The sequence below is a fragment of the Centipeda infelix ATCC 43532 genome, assembly GCF_000234095.1.
Classification (GTDB): domain Bacteria; phylum Bacillota; class Negativicutes; order Selenomonadales; family Selenomonadaceae; genus Centipeda; species Centipeda infelix.
The window spans coordinates 369,805-389,298 of the sequence record NZ_JH376797.1 but is presented as its reverse complement, the minus strand read 5'-3'; the positions used below and the strand labels follow the sequence as shown (position 1 = coordinate 389,298).

Here is a 19,494-nt window from a genome sequence, read left to right as displayed (position 1 = left end):
CTCTCTGTGGCATGAAAGATATATCTATAGGCGGTATAATCTACAAGAACGTATAGATAGACACCGTTATACCGATGAAAAAGCCTCGGGAGTGATGACCCAGGGCTTTTTTCTGTGTGTTCATGCCAGATCAAACTTGATGAGAGCCGTGGCTGTGGAAAGTATGTTATAGAATTCAAACCGGAAAGGGATGATCGCTTGTCCGTTCATAAAGACACAAAGCGCGGAACATGGTACGTAAAGATCAAATATACCGACTGGACAGGTGAAAAAAAAGAGACCACACGCCGAGGTTTCGCAAAGAAAAAAGACGCTCAGCTTTTTGAGCAGGATTTTCATCGGCAGAAACAAGGTTCACATTCTATGTCCTTCAAAGCGTTATATGATCTATACATGGAGGACATAAAACCACGTATAAGACCTACAACATATCGAAGCAAAGAATATATGTTCACCTCAAAGGTGTTGCCGTTCTTCGCAAATTTGCCTTGCGACCAGATTACTCCTGCAAAAATACGGCAGTGGCAAAACGAACTTGTCAAAGGCGATTATCAAGAGACATACCTCCGTACTATCAACAATCAAGTTGCAGCCATCTTCAACTTTGCCGTAAATTATTATGGTCTACCAACTAACCCAGCAAAACGAGCAGGGATGATCGGAAAGAGTCATGCCGATGCAATGAGATTCTGGACGGTTGATGATTTTCAAAAATTTATCAATCACACCACTACTCCACTATACAGAATTTCTTTTTTAATCCTTTTCTGGACAGGGATGCGTGTTGGAGAGTTTTTGGCACTGACCCTGGAGGACTTTGATTTTGACAAAAATTTGATACACATAACCAAAAGCTACGCACGGCTAGATAACAAGACTATAATCGGCCCGCCTAAGACACCAAAGAGCCGCCGAGATGTCAGCATCCCTGCATTTCTTGTCGATGAAGTCCAGCAGTTTATCCAAGCGCAGCATTCAATCAATCCAAACGCACGATTATTTGAAACCGGTAAACATGGATTATCTTATGAAATGAGGCGTGTAGCTGCACAGGTTGGCATAGAGAAAATTCGCCTTCATGATCTTAGACACTCTCATGCCTCCTATCTCATTCACCGAGGAATACCGATCATAGCGATTTCACAACGCCTCGGTCATGAAAAAATCGAGACTACACTACAAACCTACGCTCACCTGTATCCGCAGGAGCGCGATATGATCATTGACACCATCGAAAGTGATCCTGCAACAAAAGGGGTCAATCGGGGGTCACAGAAAATAAATAAGCGCAGAGAACCTTGATATATAAGGATCTCTGCGCTATTTTTATTTATTCGAGTTCGATGGTTGCAGGAGGTTTTCCTGTGCAGTCATAGAGGACACGGTTGACGCCGTGTACCTCGTTGACAATGCGCGTGGTCACCTTTGACAGGATTTCCCACGGAAGCTGCGCCGCCTCTGCCGTCATGAAGTCGCTGGTCTCGACGGCACGCAGCACAACAGCATAGTCATAGGTGCGTCCATCGCCCATGACGCCGACGGAGCGCATATTGGTAAGCGCGGCAAAATACTGTCCAAGCTTCTTTTGAATACCTGCCTTTACAATCTCCTCGCGGTAGATGGCATCCGCGTCCTGCACGATCTGAACCTTCTCTGCTGTCACCTCGCCAATGATGCGGATGCCAAGACCGGGTCCCGGGAACGGTTGTCGGTCGACAAGATGATCCGGGATTCCGAGCTCACGCCCGGCTGCACGCACCTCATCCTTAAAGAGCAAACGGAGCGGTTCGACAATCTCCTTGAAGTCGACGTGATCGGGAAGTCCGCCGACGTTATGATGTGATTTGATGACCGCGGATTTGCCAAGTCCGCTCTCAATGACATCGGGGTAGATTGTTCCCTGCACGAGGAAGTCCACTGCACCGATCTCATGCGCCGCTTCCTCGAATACGCGGATAAATTCCTCACCGATGATTTTGCGCTTTGCCTCAGGCTCGGTTACTCCCTTGAGCTTTGCATAGAAGCGGTCACGCGCATTGATGCGGATGAAGTTGACATCGTAGGTGCCGGATGTTCCGAAAACGGCTTCGACCTCATCCCCCTCGTTCTTTCGCAGGAGACCGTGATCGACAAAGACGCAGGTGAGCTGGCTGCCGATTGCCTTGGAGAGCAGAACTGCTGCAACGGAGGAGTCTACACCGCCCGAGAGCGCACAGAGCGCACGTCCTGTGCCGATCTTTGCGCGCAGTTCCTCGATGGTCTTCTGAACGAAGGAATCCATGCGCCAGGTGCCCGTACATTTGCAGACGTGATAGACGAAATTACGCAGAATCTCCGTGCCGTGTTCTGTGTGCATGACCTCGGGATGGAACTGCACAGCATAAAGCCCTTGACTCGGATTCTCCATCGCAGCAATCGGACAGACGGGGGTGCTTGCCGTTGTATGGAAGCCTGCAGGGAGCTCGCTGATATAGTCCGTGTGGCTCATCCAGCAAATGTTTTTGGATGGAATCCCGTCAAACAGACGGGACGCTTTGTCCGTGATGTCGACTTCTGTCCGCCCGTATTCGCTCGTGGGAGCCGTTTCAACGCGCCCGCCGCAGAGATGTGCCATCAGCTGGGCACCGTAGCAGATGCCGAGTATGGGAATCCCAAGTGCAAAGAGTTCTTTTGGTGCCGTTATGGCTTCCGCTCCATAGACGCTGTTCGGACCGCCTGTCAGAATAATGCCGCGCGGTGCAAGTTCTCGAATGCGATCTATGGACAATGTATGTGGATGTACTTCACAGTAAACGTGATTCTCCCGCACACGGCGCGCAATGAGCTGGTTGTACTGTCCACCGAAGTCCAGCACCAAAATCATTTCCGAGGTCTCGGGTCTGTTCATCATAGATGTCCCTTTCTCTCTAATCTTCTGCATCTTCCGTAAAATTTCGCACGGCTGCGTGTGATACATCGACGGAAAACCCCTTCTGATAGAGATTTGCCATCATCTTTTGATAGTTGTCTGTTGGCTTGAACTTCATTGCAAGCACGCGCTCGGCAGCTGCTGTTTCCCGTTCGTAGGTATCCTCGGGGACAACACTCCATACAAGGTTGTGATCGAAGCCGCGCTGCATGAGCTTCGCACAGATCTGACGAACGGAATACCGACTTTCGTTGTAGAGATACATGAACTGTTGAGTGCAGAGATCCGTATCGTCAAGATAGTGACGCTCGATGAGACGGGTGATGGCGGCCTCGATCTCCTCTTCGGGAAAGCCCTTGCGCGTGAGTTTTTCACGTAGCTTCTGTTCGCTGTGTGCCTGCCGTGCAAGATAGTCAACTGCCGTCATCAGAGCCGTTTTATCTGCGGACTTTCGAGAACGCTTCACTCCCGTATCGTGAGCATCGCTCATTCATCCGTCTCCGACATCGCTTCTTCCTCCGGAAGATCCGATGTTTCTTGATCTGTATCGGCGGAGGATTTTTTTGATCCGCCCTTCTTTTTCGGGGTTACACCTTCGACGAGGAGTTTGGTACGGATCTTTTCTTCAATCTCAGCAATGAGTTCCGGTTTTTCCTCCAAGGTCGCCTTTGCGTTTTCCTTACCCTGCCCGAGACGTGTTCCCTCATAGGAGTACCATGCGCCGCTTTTGTTTATGAGATCCAGATCGACCGCCATGTCGATGATGCTGCCAAGACGCGAGACACCCTCGCCATAGATGATGTCAAACTCTGCCGTCTTAAAGGGCGGTGCGACCTTGTTCTTGACAATCTTCGCACGCGTACGGTTGCCGAGGGACTCCGTTCCTTGCTTGATGGAGTCTGCACGGCGCACGTCAATACGCACGGAGGCGTAGAATTTCAGTGCGCGGCCGCCTGTTGTCGTTTCCGGATTGCCGTAGGTGACGCCGATCTTTTCGCGCAGCTGGTTGATGAAGACGGCAACGGTACGGGTCTTACTGATGATGCCCGTGAGTTTGCGCATCGCCTGGCTCATCAGACGTGCCTGGAGACCGACGACGGACGATCCCATGTCGCCCTCAATCTCAGACTTTGGAACGAGTGCCGCGACGGAGTCTACCACGATGATGTCGATGGCACCGCTGTGTACAAGCGCATCCACGATCTCAAGTGCCTGCTCGCCCGTATCCGGCTGGGAAATGAGGAGATCCTCGGTGTTGACACCCAGTTTGCGCGCATACTCCGGATCGAGCGCGTGCTCTGCATCGATAAATGCGGCAAGTCCTCCTGCCTTTTGTGCCTCTGCAATCATGTGGAGGGTGACGGTTGTCTTACCGGAGGATTCGGGGCCGTAAACCTCAATAATTCTGCCGCGCGGGATGCCTCCAACGCCAAGGGCAATATCGAGCGGCAGGATGCCGGTCGATATCACCTCAATATTCATATTTGCCTTGGCTTCGCCAAGACGCATGATCGCGCCCTTGCCATGATTTTTCTCGATCTGCTTGAGCGCGTTTTCCAGTGCCTCATCGCGCGTCATGGGCTTGTCGCGTTTGCTGTCCTTCTTGTCCTTCTCCGCCATATCATCCGCTCCTTTAATATGTTATTCTCGTTCCAATTATACGAAAATCCCCGCGCCTTTGTCAAAAGGAATGTACGGGGAGTTTACGATATCAGAACATTTATTTCAAGAGAGCGCGGACAATTTCATTCACAAGTTTTCCGTCGGCACGCCCCTTTACACGCGGCATGAGAACCCCCATGACCTTGCCCATATCCTTTGCGGTCGTTGCGCCGACCTCGGCAACGGCAGTTTCGACAAGCTGCCGCACTTCATCGGGACTGAGCTGCGCGGGGAGATACGGCATCAGGATCGCAATTTCTGCCTGTGTCTTCTCAACCAGATCACTGCGCCCGCCGCGTTCAAACTCCTCAATGGAGTCACGGCGCATCTTTACTTCCTTTGTGATCACACCGATGATCTCGTCGTCACTCAGCGTCTTCTTCCCGTCGATCTCAGCCTGACGCACGGCACCGCGCACGAGACGGATAACCGAAAGACGCTCCTTCTCGCCCTGCTTCATGGCTTCCTTCATATCTGCAGTCAGTTTTTCCATCAATGACATTGTTGTCCATCCTTTCGTAAAAACATAAAATAGAAAAACATCCGTGGCACAGCGTCCACGGATGTCTCTTTGCAATCAGCCCCTGTATTTGCGTTTACGCGCTGCCTCAGACTTCTTTTTGCGGCGAACGCTCGGTTTCTCGTAATGTTCACGCTTACGAACTTCGGCAAGAGTGCCGGCCTTCTGTGACATACGCTTAAAGCGGCGGAGAGCACTATCGATCGACTCATTTTTGCCGACCTTGATTTCATTTGCCATGCATTTCCCCTCCCTCCACGCGCGGAGTAATGTTGCACCAATAAATGATGCAAGGACATTATACCCCATAGGGATAATCCGTGTCAATCGTGTTATGAAATTTTCACAAAACAGCTGAGGATATCATCAACTGTTCGTTTGAACATCTATTTATACATAGTATGCAACAATAAAAAATTTTTATATTTTATATTGACATTACCTCTCAACGTGCGGTATTATTCTACTCGTGAAATTTCACCAAATTCACATAATGTTCAACTGCTTTAAGGAGATCTGTTACCCATGCGTAGTACAACGAAGATTCTATCTCTCCTGCTCCTTGTCCTTTCCGTTGCCCTTGTCGGCTGCGGCGGCGCGGACAAGCCCGCAGAAAAGAAAACGGCAGAGCCGTTCCGCATTGTTACCTCGTTCTATCCCATGTATGTTGCGACAATCAACATTACAGACGGTGTGGACGGCGTCGAAGTATATAATATGACGAAGCCGCAGACGGGCTGCCTGCATGACTATCAGCTCATGACGGAGGATATGAAGACGCTCGAAAAGGCGGATGCCTTTGTCATCAATGGAGCCGGTATGGAGGACTTCATGGACAAGGTGACCGAGCAGCAGAAGAAGCTGAAGGTCATCGATGCCTCGCGCGGCATCGAACTCATTCATGATGACGAGGAGGGGGACAATCCCCACGTCTGGCTGAGTGTTACGGATGCGATTACGCAGGTACGGAACATTGCCGACCAGCTCAAGGAAGCTGATCCCGCGCATGCTGCGGCATACGAGAAGAACGCCGTCGCATACATCGAAAAGCTCACCTCGCTCAAGAGTGAAATGCACGCGGCTCTCGACAATGTTCCGCACAAGGACATTGTCACGTTTCACGAGGCGTTCCCCTACTTTGCAAAGGAATTCAATCTGAACATCATCGGTGTTGTGGAGCGTGAGCCCGGCACAGAGCCGACTCCGACGGAGCTGCAGGAGACCATCGAACAGGTCAACGCCCTCCCCACAAAGGTTCTCTTTACGGAGCCCCAGTACTCCCCTGCTGCTGCTGAGACCATCGCTCGCGAGACGGGAGCGAAGATCTATACACTCGATCCTGTTGTGACTGGTGAGGCAACCCCTGCGGCGAAGAATGCCTATATCGACACAATGAAAAATAATATGAAGACCTTGCAGGAAGCACTCAAGTAACTTTTCCCATGTAAAAGCCGTCCACGGCAAAACGCTGTGGACGGCTTTTATCGTGCAAGCAAGTGAGGAACGGTTTGTCTATGATGGCGCACCTTTGCTTTTTCGCCGTGCGCGAAAAAAACGCTTGATGATCTCTGAGCACTCCTCTGCCAAGACGCCGGAACGCATTTCGGGCTGATGGTTCAGTGCAGGGCATTCCGTGATGTTAAAGAGTGACTCGCAGGCTCCCGCCTTTGTATCCGTACTTCCATAGACCACGCGGCTGATGCGGCTCATGACGATGGCACCGGCACACATCGGACATGGCTCGATGGTTACATAGATTGTCATGCCCGTGAGACGCCAGCGGCCGAGATGCTGACAGGCACGTTGGATGGCGAGCAGCTCGGCATGTGCCGTTGCATCATGCTGTGTTTCACGCAGATTATATCCACTGGCAATGACGGTTCCCGTCTCATCCAATATGACAGCACCGATGGGAACCTCACCAAGTGCATAGGCACGTTCTGCCTCCGCAAGAGCCAGCCGCATTCCATGCACATCATCCGGCATGGGGCAGCTTTCCCTTCACCACTGAAATATCAGCTTTTCCCTGATAAAAAAGGGACTGCGTAGGACGACCGACATCAAGCTGATACGCGCTGTTTGAGGAATCATTGTCCGATTGACGTTTTTTCTTCTTCTCTATTTCATCTTCAAAAATAGAAGCAAACGACTCTCCCTGCTCCTGCTCTTCAAAGCCTTTTCTCCGCTCGAACAACTCGTCGTTGTTGAACCTGAGGCGCTTGATTCGCATGACCCGCTCAACACGTTCTACCATCGCTGACACCTCCTATCTATATTGACAAACTATTCTATCTTATATAAATTATATCGTTTGCTTGTGAGGGAACTTAAACAAAAAAGGCAGTATTTATCACAATATAACGTGACATAACACTACCCTAATTGGAATATGATGCTTTTGTCAGCCCGGTGGCCATGTGAGCGAACGTCCGCCAAGCAGATGAAAATGCAGATGTCCGACCGTCTGTCCGCCATCCGCTCCTGTGTTTGTCACGAGACGAAAACCGCCCGCGTCAATACCCAACGTACGCGCAAGTGCAGGAACAACATCGGTCAGAATATGTGCTGCCAGCTCCCGATCCTCTGCGCCAAAGTCCAGTACACTCGAAAGATGCTTCTTTGGGATGATGAGAACGTGCTCCGGAGCCTGCGGATCGAGATCACGAAATGCGAGCACGGTGTCGTCCTCATAGACCTTTGTCGAGGGAATCTCCCCATGAGCAATCTTGCAAAAAATACAATCTGCCATTTGATTCACTTCCTTTCAAGACTTACTAATTCGTGAAGAAGAGATATATTCCTGCTTGCTTTTCCTCCTGCGCTGACACGTTCTCTACCGCACATGTTCTATTACAGCCTCACCTCTCTGCCTGTATCAAGCAGGAATAAGTAACGCTCTTTGACCTCCTTGCCAAGGATGGTTTCTACAGCGTCGCAGTAGAGGTCGATCTGGAACTGATAGCGGGCTCGTGCTGCTGCGGCGGAGATTTTACGGTCGGTCTTGTAGTCGAGCAGGATGTAGTCACCGTTTTCCTCCTCAAAGAGAACGTCGATGATGCCCTGCAAAAAAATCTGATCGTCCTCATCCGTTGCCTCTTTGTAGTAGGTATGTGCCGGAAGGAGACGTCCAAAGGGGAGTTCACGATAGACTGCCTTTGCCGCACGCATCCGCCGCCCCAGTTTTGAAGAGACGAATGTCCATATGTTCCCGACATCGATGATGCCGCGCTCCGCCTCCGTGAGAATCCCCTTTTCGACGAGTTGGTCGAGCTGACGCTCAATGGCGGAGATGTTTGGGATATCCGACAGGTCGAGCTGCTGCATGACGGTGTGCATTGCCGTGCCGCGCTCCATCGGTGTCAGATGCTCTTGTTCCGATGAGCGCAGGAATCGCGGAACCTCCCATTCTTGGGGTGTATCTACTGAATCAGCAACAGCCGGCAGGAATGGAGCGATCGACTCCTCCTCAGCTGCCTGCTGCCGCTTAAGCTCTGTGACACTGGTCTTTGCGTGGATCTGCGCTGTTCCGCGCAAATCATAGACCCAGCCCAGAACCGCCGCGACACGGTCGGCATCCTTGCCCGCCGGGAGGGGTTCATCGGCACGGACGGCAGAAAGGACGTTGTCTTCCCTTTCCTCTGACAGATCCTGCGGAACTTGCACATCCTCATGCGGGAGACGTAGATCAAAACGTGCCTTTTCATTGGTTGGCGGGCGGAGAGCAATCTCGTCCACATCGTCGAAGAGGACAGCTCCGTCGGGATGGCGCATCAGGGCAAGTGCAATCCAGTCGAGATAGCATTTCGCGCCAAGAATAGCCTCCTTTGGAAATACAGTGTCTTCCGTCTGTGCATATTTGAGACAGTTCTCGCGGAGCTGCTCCAATGCGTCCTTGCCCGTACGCGTGATGTTCAGCGTGCCCGTCAGGATGAGTTTTTCCTGTGCGCGTGTCATGGCGACGTAGAGAATGCGCATCTCCTCTGCCATCGTCTCGCGTTGAATGACGGCTTTGATTTTCCTTCGCGACATGGTATCGTATTTCTGCCGTCCGGTCATGCTGTTCTCATAGACACGCAGACCGATGCCCTCGTGTGCATGGTAGAGCAAATCGCCCCTTGTATCCTGCGTATTGAATGCACCTGAGATGTTCGCAAGAAAGACGATGGGAAACTCCAGCCCCTTGCTGCGGTGGATCGTCATGATGCGCACGACATCCTCGCTTTCACCGAGGGTACGCGCAACAGAGAGATCTGTGCTGCGCCGCTTCAGTGCATCGATGTAACGCAGAAAGCGAAATAGTCCGCGCTCGTTTGTCCGCTCGAAATCGGCAGCGCGGTCGATGAGCATACGCAGATTTGCCTGTCGTAGGATGCCGCCGGGGAGTCCACCGACGTAGTCATAGTAGCCCGTCTCACGATAGAGCAGGCGGAGTAGTTCGGGAACGCTCTGCACCAGGGCACAGCGCCGCCAACGTCGGATGCGCTCCAGTGCATTTGCCGCCTTTTCTATGAGACTGTCTGAAAGTCCTTCCCCTGCTGCACCTGTTAGGATGTCATAGATACCGCCAAGTGGTGTATGTATGCGCAGTGCCGCCATGTCCTCCATTGTCATGCCAATCATGGGGGATACGAGTACGGCGGCAAGCGGCGTATCCTGACGGGCGTTGTCCAATACGGCAAGCAGGGAGAGCATCATGCGAATCTCGCTCGCCTCAAAATAGCCGGCAGTATCGTCCGCATATGCGGGGATGTTTTCTTTTCGCAGCGCATCGAGCAGAATCCCAGCACGCTCCTTCGCGCCACGCAGGAGAATGACAATATCCTTGTTTTGGACGGCATCCCCGTTGTGCAGAACGTACCCCTCGGATTTGAGTTGCTGAATACGGCGTGCAATAAAATGCGCCTCAATTTCAAATGCTTTTCGCTCTTCCTCCCCCTGCTCCTCCGCGTCAGCGGAATAGTCTGCACGTAGGAGGTTGATCTCAAGCGGCCCTGCAAGTGACGTTCCCTTTGTCGGCTCTGCAAATACGCGTCCCGGATTGAGACACGCATGAACATCATAGGAAATGTCGACCGCTTCTTTGCTCATGATCTGTGAGAAGATCTCGTTGATGGGCTCAAGCACCTCGGCGCGGCTGCGGAAGTTCTCGGACATCGTCACGAGTTCGCCCTCTGCGCTGTCGCCACGGTATACCTCGTAGGTATGCTGAAAGAGCGACGGATCGGCAAGGCGAAACCGATAGATGCTCTGCTTCACGTCACCGACAATGAAGCGGTTGTTTTCGCGTGCAATCTGCCGCAGAATCCCCTCCTGCAGTCCGTTTGTATCTTGGTATTCGTCCACCATGATTGCGTCGTAATGGGCGCGCAGCTCATCGGCAATCTCCGTCGGTGCGGCAATGGTAGGATCCTCCTGCAGCTGCTTCGGATCGCGACAGAGCAGTTCGAGTGCCGTATGTTCAAGGTCGCTGAAATCCAGGATGCCGCGCTCGATTTTTTTTTGCTGAAACGTATTGTGAAATGCGGTTGTCAGGCGAACGTACTGACGGATGGCGGCATTTGCAGCATTCTCGGTATCGCATAGCTCCTGTGCTGTCGCGGGCAGACGCGCAATGCAGCCATCCCACGGGGCATGGATCTTTTCCGTCAGCTTCTTGAGTTTTGCTCCGACATCGGGATCACAGTCCTCGACCGCTTTGCGCGGTATATTTTTCTTCGCCTTTTTCGCCGCAGCCGCTTGCGCCAGAAATGCTTCCCATGCGCTGTCCTGTTTGGCATTCACAAATCCATTGAGCTCTGCGTGCAAATCCTCATAGATTCCCTTGTTATGCGCAAGTGCTTCAAGACATTTGGCTGCTGCCGTGCGTAGGTCGTTGCCGCCGCTCTTGAGAAGCTCGATTGCTGCCGCATAGTTCGTGCAGACCTCTGAAAGAGTGTATTCGAGCTCATCCGCAAGGGTCTGAAACCCGTCACGCCCCCAATACGGCGTATCGGTGCGCTCGTTCCCCTGTGCCGCAAGCCATGTCACGGGCGAGGGCTGACTGAGCGAAAAGGCGTGCAGTGCGAGGATTTCTCCCTGCAGTTTCTCGTCGTCCCCCTTCACGCCTCCATAGGCATCGGAAAAGGGAAGAAAGCCCTCGGGGTCGCCCACTGCCGCGTTCTCGTATTCGCTCTCAATCATCTGTTCAAACACGTCGTTTTTCAGCAGCCGAATCTCCTGCTCGCTTGCAATGCGAAAGGTCGGCGGGATCTCCGTCGCATCGATGTGCGACTGGATCAGACGCTGACAAAAGGAGTGGAATGTTGAGATGTCCGCCCCCGTGAGGAGGACGCGCTGCCGTTCGAGCGCAGCGACCTCTTCGAGTGCCCCGCCGTTCTCGACAATGACATCAATTTCGGCGTTGAGTGCTGCCTCAATGCGCTCACGCATCTCCGATGCAGCAGCCTTGGTAAAGGTGAGGACGAGGATGCAATCCAGCGACAGCGTTCCCGCACGTACCTGCGAGATGATGCGCTCAACCAGCACGCGTGTCTTTCCCGACCCTGCCGCCGCTGCGACGAGGATGTTCTGTCCACGCGTCTCAATCGCCTTTTTTTGATCGGCGGTAAACTGCATCCGTTCAGCCATCGGACTTCACCTCCCCGCACACCATCTGTGCAATCTCCTCCATTGCTGCCTGTGCATTGTCTGCAATATCGCGATAACGATCCCCCTGCCCAAGCTCCGGATCGAACGAGCAGATGGAGCGATAGGTACAGAAGGTACAGGCATTGCGATCCCGAAAACGATAGGGCGCAACCTGTATATTGCCCCGTAGGATCTCCTCGGCAGTCGTGCGGATCAACTGTGGCAGATAGGCAAGCAGCTGTTCAAACTCCTCGCGTGAACGAATGTGCCTTGCCGATGCCTTGGAGATGCTCTTATCCTTGTTGAAGGTGATGCAGAGATGCTCCCCCATCGCGTCAATGCTCTGTGTGATCTCCGGATCGTCGATCAGCATCCCCGTGAGTACCATGTCCTTTGCAACCATCTTGTGAAGGTCGCTGTCATCCAGACGCACATCGCTCTTGATGATGGGATTCACGACAGGCGCATAGAGCATCCCCGCCGGAAAACTGTCTGTATCATGGAGGAGACTGCGTATGACAAAGAGATAGAGCAGCAGCTGCATCTTCAGCCCGTGGCGAATCTCGGGCAGGAGCAGGGATGTTCCTCCCGTCTTGTAGTCGAGGACGAGGTAGTAGTCACGCGTCTTCGTCACATCAAAGCGATCAATCTGCCCGCGCAGGGAGAGTGTTGCCCCGCCCGCAAGCTGAAACTCCTCCAAGCGGACATCATCCATGCCACGTCCAAAACTGATCTCAAATCCAAGCGGATGAAATGACGATGCCTTTGCCCACGATGTCAGGTGACGGATGACCTGCTGCGCGGTGCGTCGAATGCGTTCGATCCGATGGCGGTAGCTGGCGCGGCTCATCAGGACGGAGCTGCGGATGCGCGGAATGACCTCGTGCATCAGCTCATCGATCTTTGCCGCGCTGTCCGGCTCTGCCGCGCACCAGTCGTTCGCGTGTTTCGTACGCACCCATTCACCGTATTCATGCAGGATCTCATGCAGGAGCGTGCCAAAGTCATTGCTTTGAAACTCATAGACATCGCGTTCCTTGAGACAGAGACCGTACATTGCAAAGTGGCGGAACGGACATTGACGAAAGGTCTCAAGACGTGTTGTGCTGCCGCTGATCCGCCCGTCACGCGCAAACAGCTGCTTTGCCGTCGCCAAAGACAGCTGCTCCTCCTCACGCTGCGATGAAACCAGACCGTGCACCATTAGACGAAGCAGCGGATGCATCACGGCATTGCTGCGCATCCAGTTGTAGACATCGCCCCAGAGGGGGAGCATTTTCCCGCGCTCCTTCTGTCCGAGCAGAGCCCCTGCCAGCGATGAGAGTACGGGATGGGGCGCGGAGAGCACAAGATCATCCGTACGCTCCACCATGGCAAGCGGGATGGAGAGCACCGTCGGACAAATCGTACGCAGACGAGCGATTAGGGGCGACGGTGCAAGTGCCGCTCCATCGGCAGAGGAGAGCGCATACGAAACCCACAGATACTCCCGTGCCTCGGTAAAACCACGATAGAGCTGATAGCATTCCAGAAAGCTCTGCTCATGGCCGCCGCCGAAGATCGTATGATTCGTATGTGCGAGCGACTCGCGGATGGAAAGGCGATCTGCATCCGACAGCACGCCCTGCTGTGCCCCCACACGCGGCATCGTCCCTGCATTTGCACCGACAATATAGGCGGCACGAATGCCCGCGAGACTGTTCTCATCGAAGGCGGCAATCGTGACATGATCCAGCCCCGGCGGGATCAGAGCAATTTCGAGTGCATCCAGACCGTCCTCCAGCAGCTCCTCAAAGTCACGAGCAGAGAGGTTCTCGTCGCCGCTGACCTCGACCAGCTGCTCCAGGAGTGTCATGCAGGAAGCCCAGATCTGTCGGTGTGCCGCCGCATCCGCAAGACGCCCTTCGGCATCTGCTTCCGCTCTCCACATCTCCAGCGTCTGTGGTGCTTCCAGTTTGGTGAGGAATTTGTAGAGTGCATGGGCACGCTCATGCGCAGAGCCCCCCTCCCGACGAAGATTCTGTGTCAGCAGTGAGAGCGGTGCCGCAATGCGCCGACGAATGTCATCGAGGGCAATCTCCTCGGCAATGCGCATGGCATTTTGCTCAGTCTCCTGCGCATCCTCCGAGATCGTACGGCGGACAAAATCCCAGTCCTCCGTTGCCGTCCACTGATTTTCGCTGCGGATGCCGAACGCCAGACAGTAGTTTTCCAGTCGGTCGACCGCTTCCTGCCAATCGCCGCAGGAAAAGCCACCATCATCTGTTGGCTCTGCCACAACAGGAAAAAATCCAGTGCGCAGGGCACGGAATACGGTATCGTACCCCCAGCCGCGCCATGCCGTCTGTGCGGCGGCGCGCAGAAGCTCTGCGAGAGGATGATGGGTGCTCGGACGCTTTGCATCCAGATGGCATGGGATGCCGCAGTCGGCAAATGCCGGCAGCAGGAGATCCGCATAGGTATCCATATCGCGTACGAGAACGGCAATCTCACGATAGCGATATCCCTCCTCACGTGCCAAGCGCAGTATATCTGACGCGACCGCCTCCGCCTCGAGGCGCGGGTTTGCGGCTTCGACGAGCTTGAGTGCATTGTCCGCGATGGGAGCAAGACGTGCGTGTCCGAACAGATGTCGTTCAATCGCTGCAAGCGATGGTTTTTGTGCACGCTGCTGCTCCTCCGTAAGATGTATTTCCGGTGCCGCCGTCGGGTCCATCTCGACGAGAAGATTCGTCAGTGCCTGCATGGTCTGATAAGAACGCGCGAACAGCCCCGTATCCCTTGTGTTCTCGGGGAGATTGACCCGCACGCGGCTCCCCTCGCGCTGCCCGTCCATTGTCAGACTGATATGAACCGTATCCGCAGTGTGAAAGAGTTCCACGAAAACTGCCATTTCCTGCGGATTGAAAAAATCGAAACCGTCCACCCAGATCTCAGCCCCACGCAAAAACGGTGCGTCCTTCAACTGGGCGGCAAGGCGCTCCATGCGATCGGTCTGATCGGTCAGCCGTCCCTCCATGCGTGCCGAGAGATCATCCATGATGAGGGCGAGCTCCCTGAGTTTTTGAGAAAGCCGCCCCTGCGTATGTGCATCATCATCGGCGGCAGCACGGAGGACATCGGTACTCAGGCGGTAACGCTTGAGTTCGGCGATGGTATGTCCCAATGTCTCGGTAAATCCGCGCTTGCCGACGGAGCGTGCAAAGACCGATAGTTCCTTTTCGTGCTTGAGCAGGATGTCTTTTAGGAGGATGCGTCTGCCGATGTCGCTGATGCGCGGCAGGTGCGCACCACCGGTCTCAAGGAGTACCTGCCGTGCGAGACGGCGGAAGCCGAATACATAGGCCTGTAAAAATCCCGCACTGTGCGTCAGCGTCTTTGCCAGTGCGTGCTCTGCGGCATAGGTCATATGCTCCGGAACGAGGAGGATGCGCTGTCTGCCGAGCGGCTCACGCTCCAGTGCCTGTCTCATCGCGACAAGGCAGGTGTGTGTCTTGCCAGTTCCTGCGCGTCCGATGATGAACTCGAGTTTTGCCGTCATAATGCCTCCAAGCCGCCCTGTGTGAAGCGAGCTCTGCTGCCGTTTGCCGTACGCAACACCTCCAGATGGACGGGAATGCGCGCGCGCAGTTCCTCCACATGGGAGATGATGCCGACAAGACGCCCGCCCTCCTGCTGTACCTCAAGCAGCGCACGGATCGCAATGTCGAGGGTCTCGCTGTCGAGCGAACCAAACCCCTCGTCGATGAAGATCATGTCAAGGTGCATCCCGCCCGCATAGTGCTGCACCACATCCGACAGTCCGAGTGCCAGTGCAAGGGACGCGAGGAAGGTCTCGCCGCCGGACAGCGTGCGTGAGACGCGCGGCAGCCCCGTGTACTCATCGAATACGTCAATTTCGAGCCCCCACCATTTGTTTTTGTGTCCGCCCTCCCCGTGGATGAGGCGATAGCGTCCACGGCTCATTACGATGAGACGTGCATTTGCCGCCTCGATGACATCGCTCAGGATTGAGCGCAGTACGTAGGTCTGAAAATGCACCTGATAGGGTGCTTTTGCCGCCGCAACAGAGGCGAGTTTGCCGATGATGCGGTAACGCTGTGCACGCGCTGCGCCGGATTGTTCGAGCGCAACGATGCTCTGCATCATACGGTTCAGCGCATTCCAACGCTCCGTACGCTTGCCCTGCTCCTGCGCAGCCTCCTGCACCGCCTGATCGGCGGACGCCTCTGCGGCCTTCAGTGCTTCCATATCGGGCGCGACGCAGCCGTCAGCGGCATCTTTTGCCTTTTGAAATACGTCCTCTGCGGCTTTTCGATCAACGGCATATTTATTCAGCTGCGTATGCACTTTTTTCAGAAATTCGTCTTCCGCCCATTTCCCTTCGACCGCCGCATGGTATTCCTCCTCCGAGGAGAATCCGGCAGATCTACGTGCATCTGCATATGCTGTCTGTGCCGTCTGCGCGTTCTGCGATGCTTCTTCTGCAGTGCGCTGAGCGGTATTCTTTCCATTTTCCGTGCGTGCATATTCTGCGGATGTTTCATTTGCTCTTTGAAGCGCATCCGCATAAGCCTTTTTCTCCCGCTCCACTTCCTCTTGCAGACGAGAAATGTGTGCATCAAGGAGCGCGCGGTCACGGTATTCCTCAGGCAGCTGTGCCTCCAACACAGCCTGCTCTCCCTCGCGCACGCGCAGGAGGTCACGTTTTTCCTGTGCCTCCCCTTCCTGCCTTTCTTGATCCGTCAGCAATTTTTCAAGGCGTGTCTTCTGCGCGGCACACTGCGCCGCACGTTCCTGATGCTCCTGTGCGGCGTTGTTCAATTCCGCATCGCGTCGTGCAACGCGCTGTGAAAGCTCTTCCAATGTATCGGAGGGAAGATACTCGCGCAGAAGCTCCTGTTCACGGGTACAGCTCTGCAATGCGTTCGCATGAGCCGCTTTGGCATCTTCCAGTTTGCGGGCGGATTCCTGCACGGACTTCTCTGCAATATCGACGGATTTTGTGCACTCCTCCAAGACCTGCTCGGATGGGATATCTTCCGTGTGGATGGCGGGGGTTGGGTGTGAAAGTGAGCCGCAGACGGGACAGGGTGTGCCATCCGCAAGCATCTCGGCGAGACGTGCGGCACTGCCGAGGTTATAGAGCGTCTGCATCTGCCGCAGCTTCGTCTTTGCGGCGGTCAATGTCTCGGCGGCAGTCTGCCATGTCTGCCGTGCCGCTTCTTCCCCTTTTCCCAGTTCCGCTATTTGCGCATTCCATTCTGCAATGCGAGCAGTGGTATTCTGACAGCGTTTCAGGAGATCTTGCTCGTGCTGAAAGGCTTCGCGTGTCGCCAAAATTTTTTCAAGTGCAGCGATGCGCTCCGCATTCTCGGCTTGCTCCGTACGCAGATTCTCGATTGTGTGCGCGTTGCTTTTTGCCGTCTCTTCGGCGCGTGCATTGGAGGCGCGAAGTTCCTCTACGATTTTCCGACATCCTTGGAGCTGTGCTGCACGCTCTGCGTATTCCGCAAGCTGCTGCATCCGCTGTACCTTCTTCGTGCGTTCTGGCTCTCGTTCCTCTGCCGCTTTCCGTGCTTTCTGCGCTGTTTGATATGCTGTTTTTGCAGCGATAAAACGGGCATCTGCCGCATTGAACTCATCCGTCCGACGCTTTTTCAGCTCCTCTGCCTGTATTGCTTCGCGTTCCGCATAGAGGACAGGATGGGCGCGTTGTGCACGCTCCAAACGCATGCGAAAATCCCGCACATCCTCTTCCTGCGCCTGTTTTTCTGCGAGGTGTTTCTGTGCAGCTGCAAGCTCCTGTAATTTTTGTTCTGCCGACGCACCGAGCTCACGCGCATGACGCGCTTCCTTTTGACGCGTCTCAAAATTCTTGAGCTCTTCGGCATGGCGGTCGATTGTTTCTTTCAGCTCGGAAATACGCGCACGCAGTTCATCGCTTGTGTTCAGATTTTCTGTATGCAGCATCTGGTCAATTTGAGCGCGTTCCTCTTTTGCCGCATTTTCCAGACGTATGGATTCCTGCAGCAGAGCCTCTTCAAGACGCTGATACCGCTCCGTGCGAAAAATGCGCTGCATGATGGCACTGCGATCCTTGACCTCGGCAAGCAAAAAACGCTGAAACTGTCCCTGCGGCAGCAGAACGACCTGACGAAATTGATCTGCATCAAAGCCGATGAGCTGGCCGATGCGCTTCGACACCTCGGTCACATTTGAATCGAGCAGCGTCTCCTCCCCATCTTCTCCCTCATCGGGAAGCCGATAGAGCTGTCCTGTTGCCGCACGCCGTGTCATTTTGCCGCGCGACATACGCTCGTATGCAGGGGAGCGCAGCACACGAAAGCGACGGCGACCGAGCGCAAATACATACTCTACTTCCGTGACCCGCTCCGGGGGGGCGGTGGAGGAACGCAGTGTTGTACCCTCGCGAATGTTGCCGCTGGATTCGCCATACAGTGCAAATACAATCGCATCCAATATGGTTGTTTTTCCCGTCCCCGTTGCACCATGAATGAGAACAAATGGCGCGTTTGCCAGTGCCGTCTCGAAGTCCAGTACCTGCTCCTCGACATAGGAGCCGAATGCCTGTAAGCGAAGTTTCAGAGGTCTCATTCTGCACGCTCCCCCTGCTCCATCGAATCAATGATACGAATGAGTTCGTCCCGTTCTGTCTCTGTCATCTGCACGGCGGTCACTTCCGCAAAGAAATCGGAAAAGAGATGCAGGTCGGATTTCCCGCGTTCATAGCTGCGCTCGGTGGAGGAAAGTCGGTTGACGTTGATGTTCGGGCGTGTGATGGTAAAGAGATTCGGATAGACTCGCCGCAGTTTCTCATGTGCGGCGAGCACGGCATCCGTATCGAGCAGTTCCACACAGATATAGTCATCATGCGGAAGCGGATCGAATGTATCCGCCATGATCTCATCCATCATGCCGCGTACAATGCGTACATCATGGCGCGGTGTCAGCGGGTAGAATGTGTGAGATGCTGCCCCCACGGCATCGAGTTCGACGAGCTCGATGCCCTTTTTCTGGTGCGCTTCATCAAAGGAGTATTTCAGCAATGAGCCGGAGTAGCGTACGTTCTCCGCACCCGCCCGCTGGGGTGCGTGGAGATGTCCGAGTGCCGTATAGGAATATGCAGTGAAGTGCTCCGCGCTGACCTGATCGCTGCCGCCGACGGAGAGCGCGTGCTCGGACTCCGAGGTCTGACCGCCGATGACAAAGGCGTGTGCAATTGCCACACTGCGAGCCGATGATGGAATCTGTGCACGTGCCGCCGCAATTTGTACGGCAAGCGCACCATCGAAGGATACGTTTTCATCGAGCGCAAATGCCTCGCGTACATGCGGGGGATCTCCATAGGGGATGAGCGAGAAATAGACCTCCCCATGTTCATCTGAGAGGATGACAGGCGGCTCCTCGGCGCGCACAATACCCGCCGGATAGATGCCGGACGCACGAAGAAGCTGTGCGCCAAAGCCGAGGCGCACAGCACTGTCATGATTTCCGGCAATAAAGAGCACGCGGATTCCCTGTGCAGCGAGCCGTGTCAATATTTCGTTGAAGAGTTCGACTGCCTCAGGAGGTGGAATGGCGCGGTCATAGACATCACCTGCAATAACGAGGGCATCGGGGCGCACATCCTTGCACAGTGCAAGCAGCTCCTCCAATACATACGCCTGATCCTCTGTCATATGCCGCTGTCCGAAGAGTTTTCCCAAATGCCAGTCTGCCGTATGGATGAACCGCATGACATCCCCTCATCTCA

At 54.3% G+C, this 19,494-nt stretch carries 14 protein-coding genes; 2 read left to right on the top strand and 12 right to left on the bottom strand.

Features of this window, described 5'->3' with window-relative positions:
• Positions 1–114 precede the first annotated feature (114 nt).
• Positions 115–1,302 (top strand): site-specific integrase, encoded by a 1,188-nt coding sequence (locus tag HMPREF9334_RS01865; protein WP_245535201.1) that lies wholly within the window; start codon positions 115–117, stop codon positions 1,300–1,302.
• A gap of 28 nt (positions 1,303–1,330) precedes the next feature.
• Here HMPREF9334_RS01865 and guaA read toward each other — a convergent pair whose 3' ends face one another.
• The 5 genes from guaA to rpsU all read right to left on the bottom strand — a co-directional run bounded on the left by guaA (position 1,331) and on the right by rpsU (position 5,330).
• Positions 1,331–2,890 (bottom strand): glutamine-hydrolyzing GMP synthase, encoded by a 1,560-nt coding sequence (gene guaA, locus HMPREF9334_RS01860; protein ID WP_006691811.1) that lies wholly within the window; start codon positions 2,888–2,890, stop codon positions 1,331–1,333.
• 16 nt (positions 2,891–2,906) lie between these two features.
• Positions 2,907–3,398 carry a regulatory protein RecX gene (locus HMPREF9334_RS01855; protein WP_006691810.1) on the bottom strand — a complete coding sequence of 164 codons (492 nt, stop codon included), beginning with the start codon at positions 3,396–3,398 and terminating at the stop codon, positions 2,907–2,909.
• Complete coding sequence (recA, locus tag HMPREF9334_RS01850; RefSeq protein WP_006691809.1) at positions 3,395–4,528, bottom strand: recombinase RecA; 1,134 nt, start codon at positions 4,526–4,528, stop codon at positions 3,395–3,397. The genes HMPREF9334_RS01855 and recA overlap by 4 nt, the downstream gene beginning before the upstream one ends.
• 100 nt (positions 4,529–4,628) lie before the next feature.
• The gene (locus HMPREF9334_RS01845) at positions 4,629–5,072 is read right to left on the bottom strand and encodes a GatB/YqeY domain-containing protein (RefSeq protein WP_006691808.1); all 444 of its coding nucleotides are present in this window, start codon (positions 5,070–5,072) and stop codon (positions 4,629–4,631) included.
• 75 nt (positions 5,073–5,147) lie between these two features.
• The gene (gene rpsU / locus HMPREF9334_RS01840; protein WP_005841552.1) at positions 5,148–5,330 is read right to left on the bottom strand and encodes a 30S ribosomal protein S21; all 183 of its coding nucleotides are present in this window, start codon (positions 5,328–5,330) and stop codon (positions 5,148–5,150) included.
• Between the two features lie 285 nt (positions 5,331–5,615).
• Between rpsU and HMPREF9334_RS01835 the strand changes: the two genes are divergently transcribed.
• Positions 5,616–6,524 carry a metal ABC transporter substrate-binding protein gene (locus HMPREF9334_RS01835; RefSeq protein ID WP_006691807.1) on the top strand — a complete coding sequence of 303 codons (909 nt, stop codon included), beginning with the start codon at positions 5,616–5,618 and terminating at the stop codon, positions 6,522–6,524.
• A gap of 78 nt (positions 6,525–6,602) precedes the next feature.
• Here HMPREF9334_RS01835 and tadA read toward each other — a convergent pair whose 3' ends face one another.
• The 7 genes from tadA to HMPREF9334_RS01800 form a co-directional block, all read right to left on the bottom strand.
• Complete coding sequence (tadA, locus tag HMPREF9334_RS01830) at positions 6,603–7,076, bottom strand: tRNA adenosine(34) deaminase TadA (protein ID WP_006691806.1); 474 nt, start codon at positions 7,074–7,076, stop codon at positions 6,603–6,605.
• Positions 7,066–7,344: a hypothetical protein gene (locus HMPREF9334_RS01825; RefSeq protein ID WP_006691805.1), complete on the bottom strand. Its 279-nt coding sequence runs from the start codon at positions 7,342–7,344 to the stop codon at positions 7,066–7,068. Before HMPREF9334_RS01825 ends, tadA begins: the two co-directional genes overlap by 11 nt.
• 147 nt (positions 7,345–7,491) lie before the next feature.
• Positions 7,492–7,839 carry a histidine triad nucleotide-binding protein gene (locus tag HMPREF9334_RS01820; protein ID WP_006691804.1) on the bottom strand — a complete coding sequence of 116 codons (348 nt, stop codon included), beginning with the start codon at positions 7,837–7,839 and terminating at the stop codon, positions 7,492–7,494.
• 101 nt (positions 7,840–7,940) lie between these two features.
• Positions 7,941–11,717, bottom strand: a complete 3,777-nt coding sequence (gene addA, locus HMPREF9334_RS01815) for a helicase-exonuclease AddAB subunit AddA (protein WP_006691803.1) — start codon at positions 11,715–11,717, stop codon at positions 7,941–7,943.
• Positions 11,710–15,258 (bottom strand): PD-(D/E)XK nuclease family protein, encoded by a 3,549-nt coding sequence (locus HMPREF9334_RS01810; protein WP_006691802.1) that lies wholly within the window; start codon positions 15,256–15,258, stop codon positions 11,710–11,712. The genes addA and HMPREF9334_RS01810 overlap by 8 nt, the downstream gene beginning before the upstream one ends.
• Complete coding sequence (locus HMPREF9334_RS01805; protein ID WP_006691801.1) at positions 15,255–18,335, bottom strand: AAA family ATPase; 3,081 nt, start codon at positions 18,333–18,335, stop codon at positions 15,255–15,257. The genes HMPREF9334_RS01810 and HMPREF9334_RS01805 overlap by 4 nt, the downstream gene beginning before the upstream one ends.
• On the bottom strand, positions 18,332–19,477 hold the full coding sequence (locus HMPREF9334_RS01800; protein WP_006691800.1) for an exonuclease SbcCD subunit D: 1,146 nt from the start codon (positions 19,475–19,477) through the stop codon (positions 18,332–18,334). The genes HMPREF9334_RS01805 and HMPREF9334_RS01800 overlap by 4 nt, the downstream gene beginning before the upstream one ends.
• Between the last annotated feature and the right edge of the window lie 17 nt (positions 19,478–19,494).

What these genes read in the sequence shown, in the direction of transcription:
- rpsU (WP_005841552.1), bottom strand. Translation starts at nt 5,330, where the DNA reads ATGGCAAATGAAATCAAGGTCGGCAAAAATGAGTCGATCGATAGTGCT.
- HMPREF9334_RS01855 (WP_006691810.1), bottom strand. Translation starts at nt 3,398, where the DNA reads ATGAGCGATGCTCACGATACGGGAGTGAAGCGTTCTCGAAAGTCCGCA.
- recA (WP_006691809.1), bottom strand. Translation starts at nt 4,528, where the DNA reads ATGGCGGAGAAGGACAAGAAGGACAGCAAACGCGACAAGCCCATGACG.
- addA (WP_006691803.1), bottom strand. Translation starts at nt 11,717, where the DNA reads ATGGCTGAACGGATGCAGTTTACCGCCGATCAAAAAAAGGCGATTGAG.
- HMPREF9334_RS01845 (WP_006691808.1), bottom strand. Translation starts at nt 5,072, where the DNA reads ATGTCATTGATGGAAAAACTGACTGCAGATATGAAGGAAGCCATGAAG.
- HMPREF9334_RS01820 (WP_006691804.1), bottom strand. Translation starts at nt 7,839, where the DNA reads ATGGCAGATTGTATTTTTTGCAAGATTGCTCATGGGGAGATTCCCTCG.
- HMPREF9334_RS01805 (WP_006691801.1), bottom strand. Translation starts at nt 18,335, where the DNA reads ATGAGACCTCTGAAACTTCGCTTACAGGCATTCGGCTCCTATGTCGAG.
- HMPREF9334_RS01835 (WP_006691807.1), top strand. Translation starts at nt 5,616, where the DNA reads ATGCGTAGTACAACGAAGATTCTATCTCTCCTGCTCCTTGTCCTTTCC.
- HMPREF9334_RS01810 (WP_006691802.1), bottom strand. Translation starts at nt 15,258, where the DNA reads ATGACGGCAAAACTCGAGTTCATCATCGGACGCGCAGGAACTGGCAAG.
- HMPREF9334_RS01825 (WP_006691805.1), bottom strand. Translation starts at nt 7,344, where the DNA reads ATGGTAGAACGTGTTGAGCGGGTCATGCGAATCAAGCGCCTCAGGTTC.
- HMPREF9334_RS01800 (WP_006691800.1), bottom strand. Translation starts at nt 19,477, where the DNA reads ATGCGGTTCATCCATACGGCAGACTGGCATTTGGGAAAACTCTTCGGA.
- guaA (WP_006691811.1), bottom strand. Translation starts at nt 2,890, where the DNA reads ATGATGAACAGACCCGAGACCTCGGAAATGATTTTGGTGCTGGACTTC.
- tadA (WP_006691806.1), bottom strand. Translation starts at nt 7,076, where the DNA reads ATGCCGGATGATGTGCATGGAATGCGGCTGGCTCTTGCGGAGGCAGAA.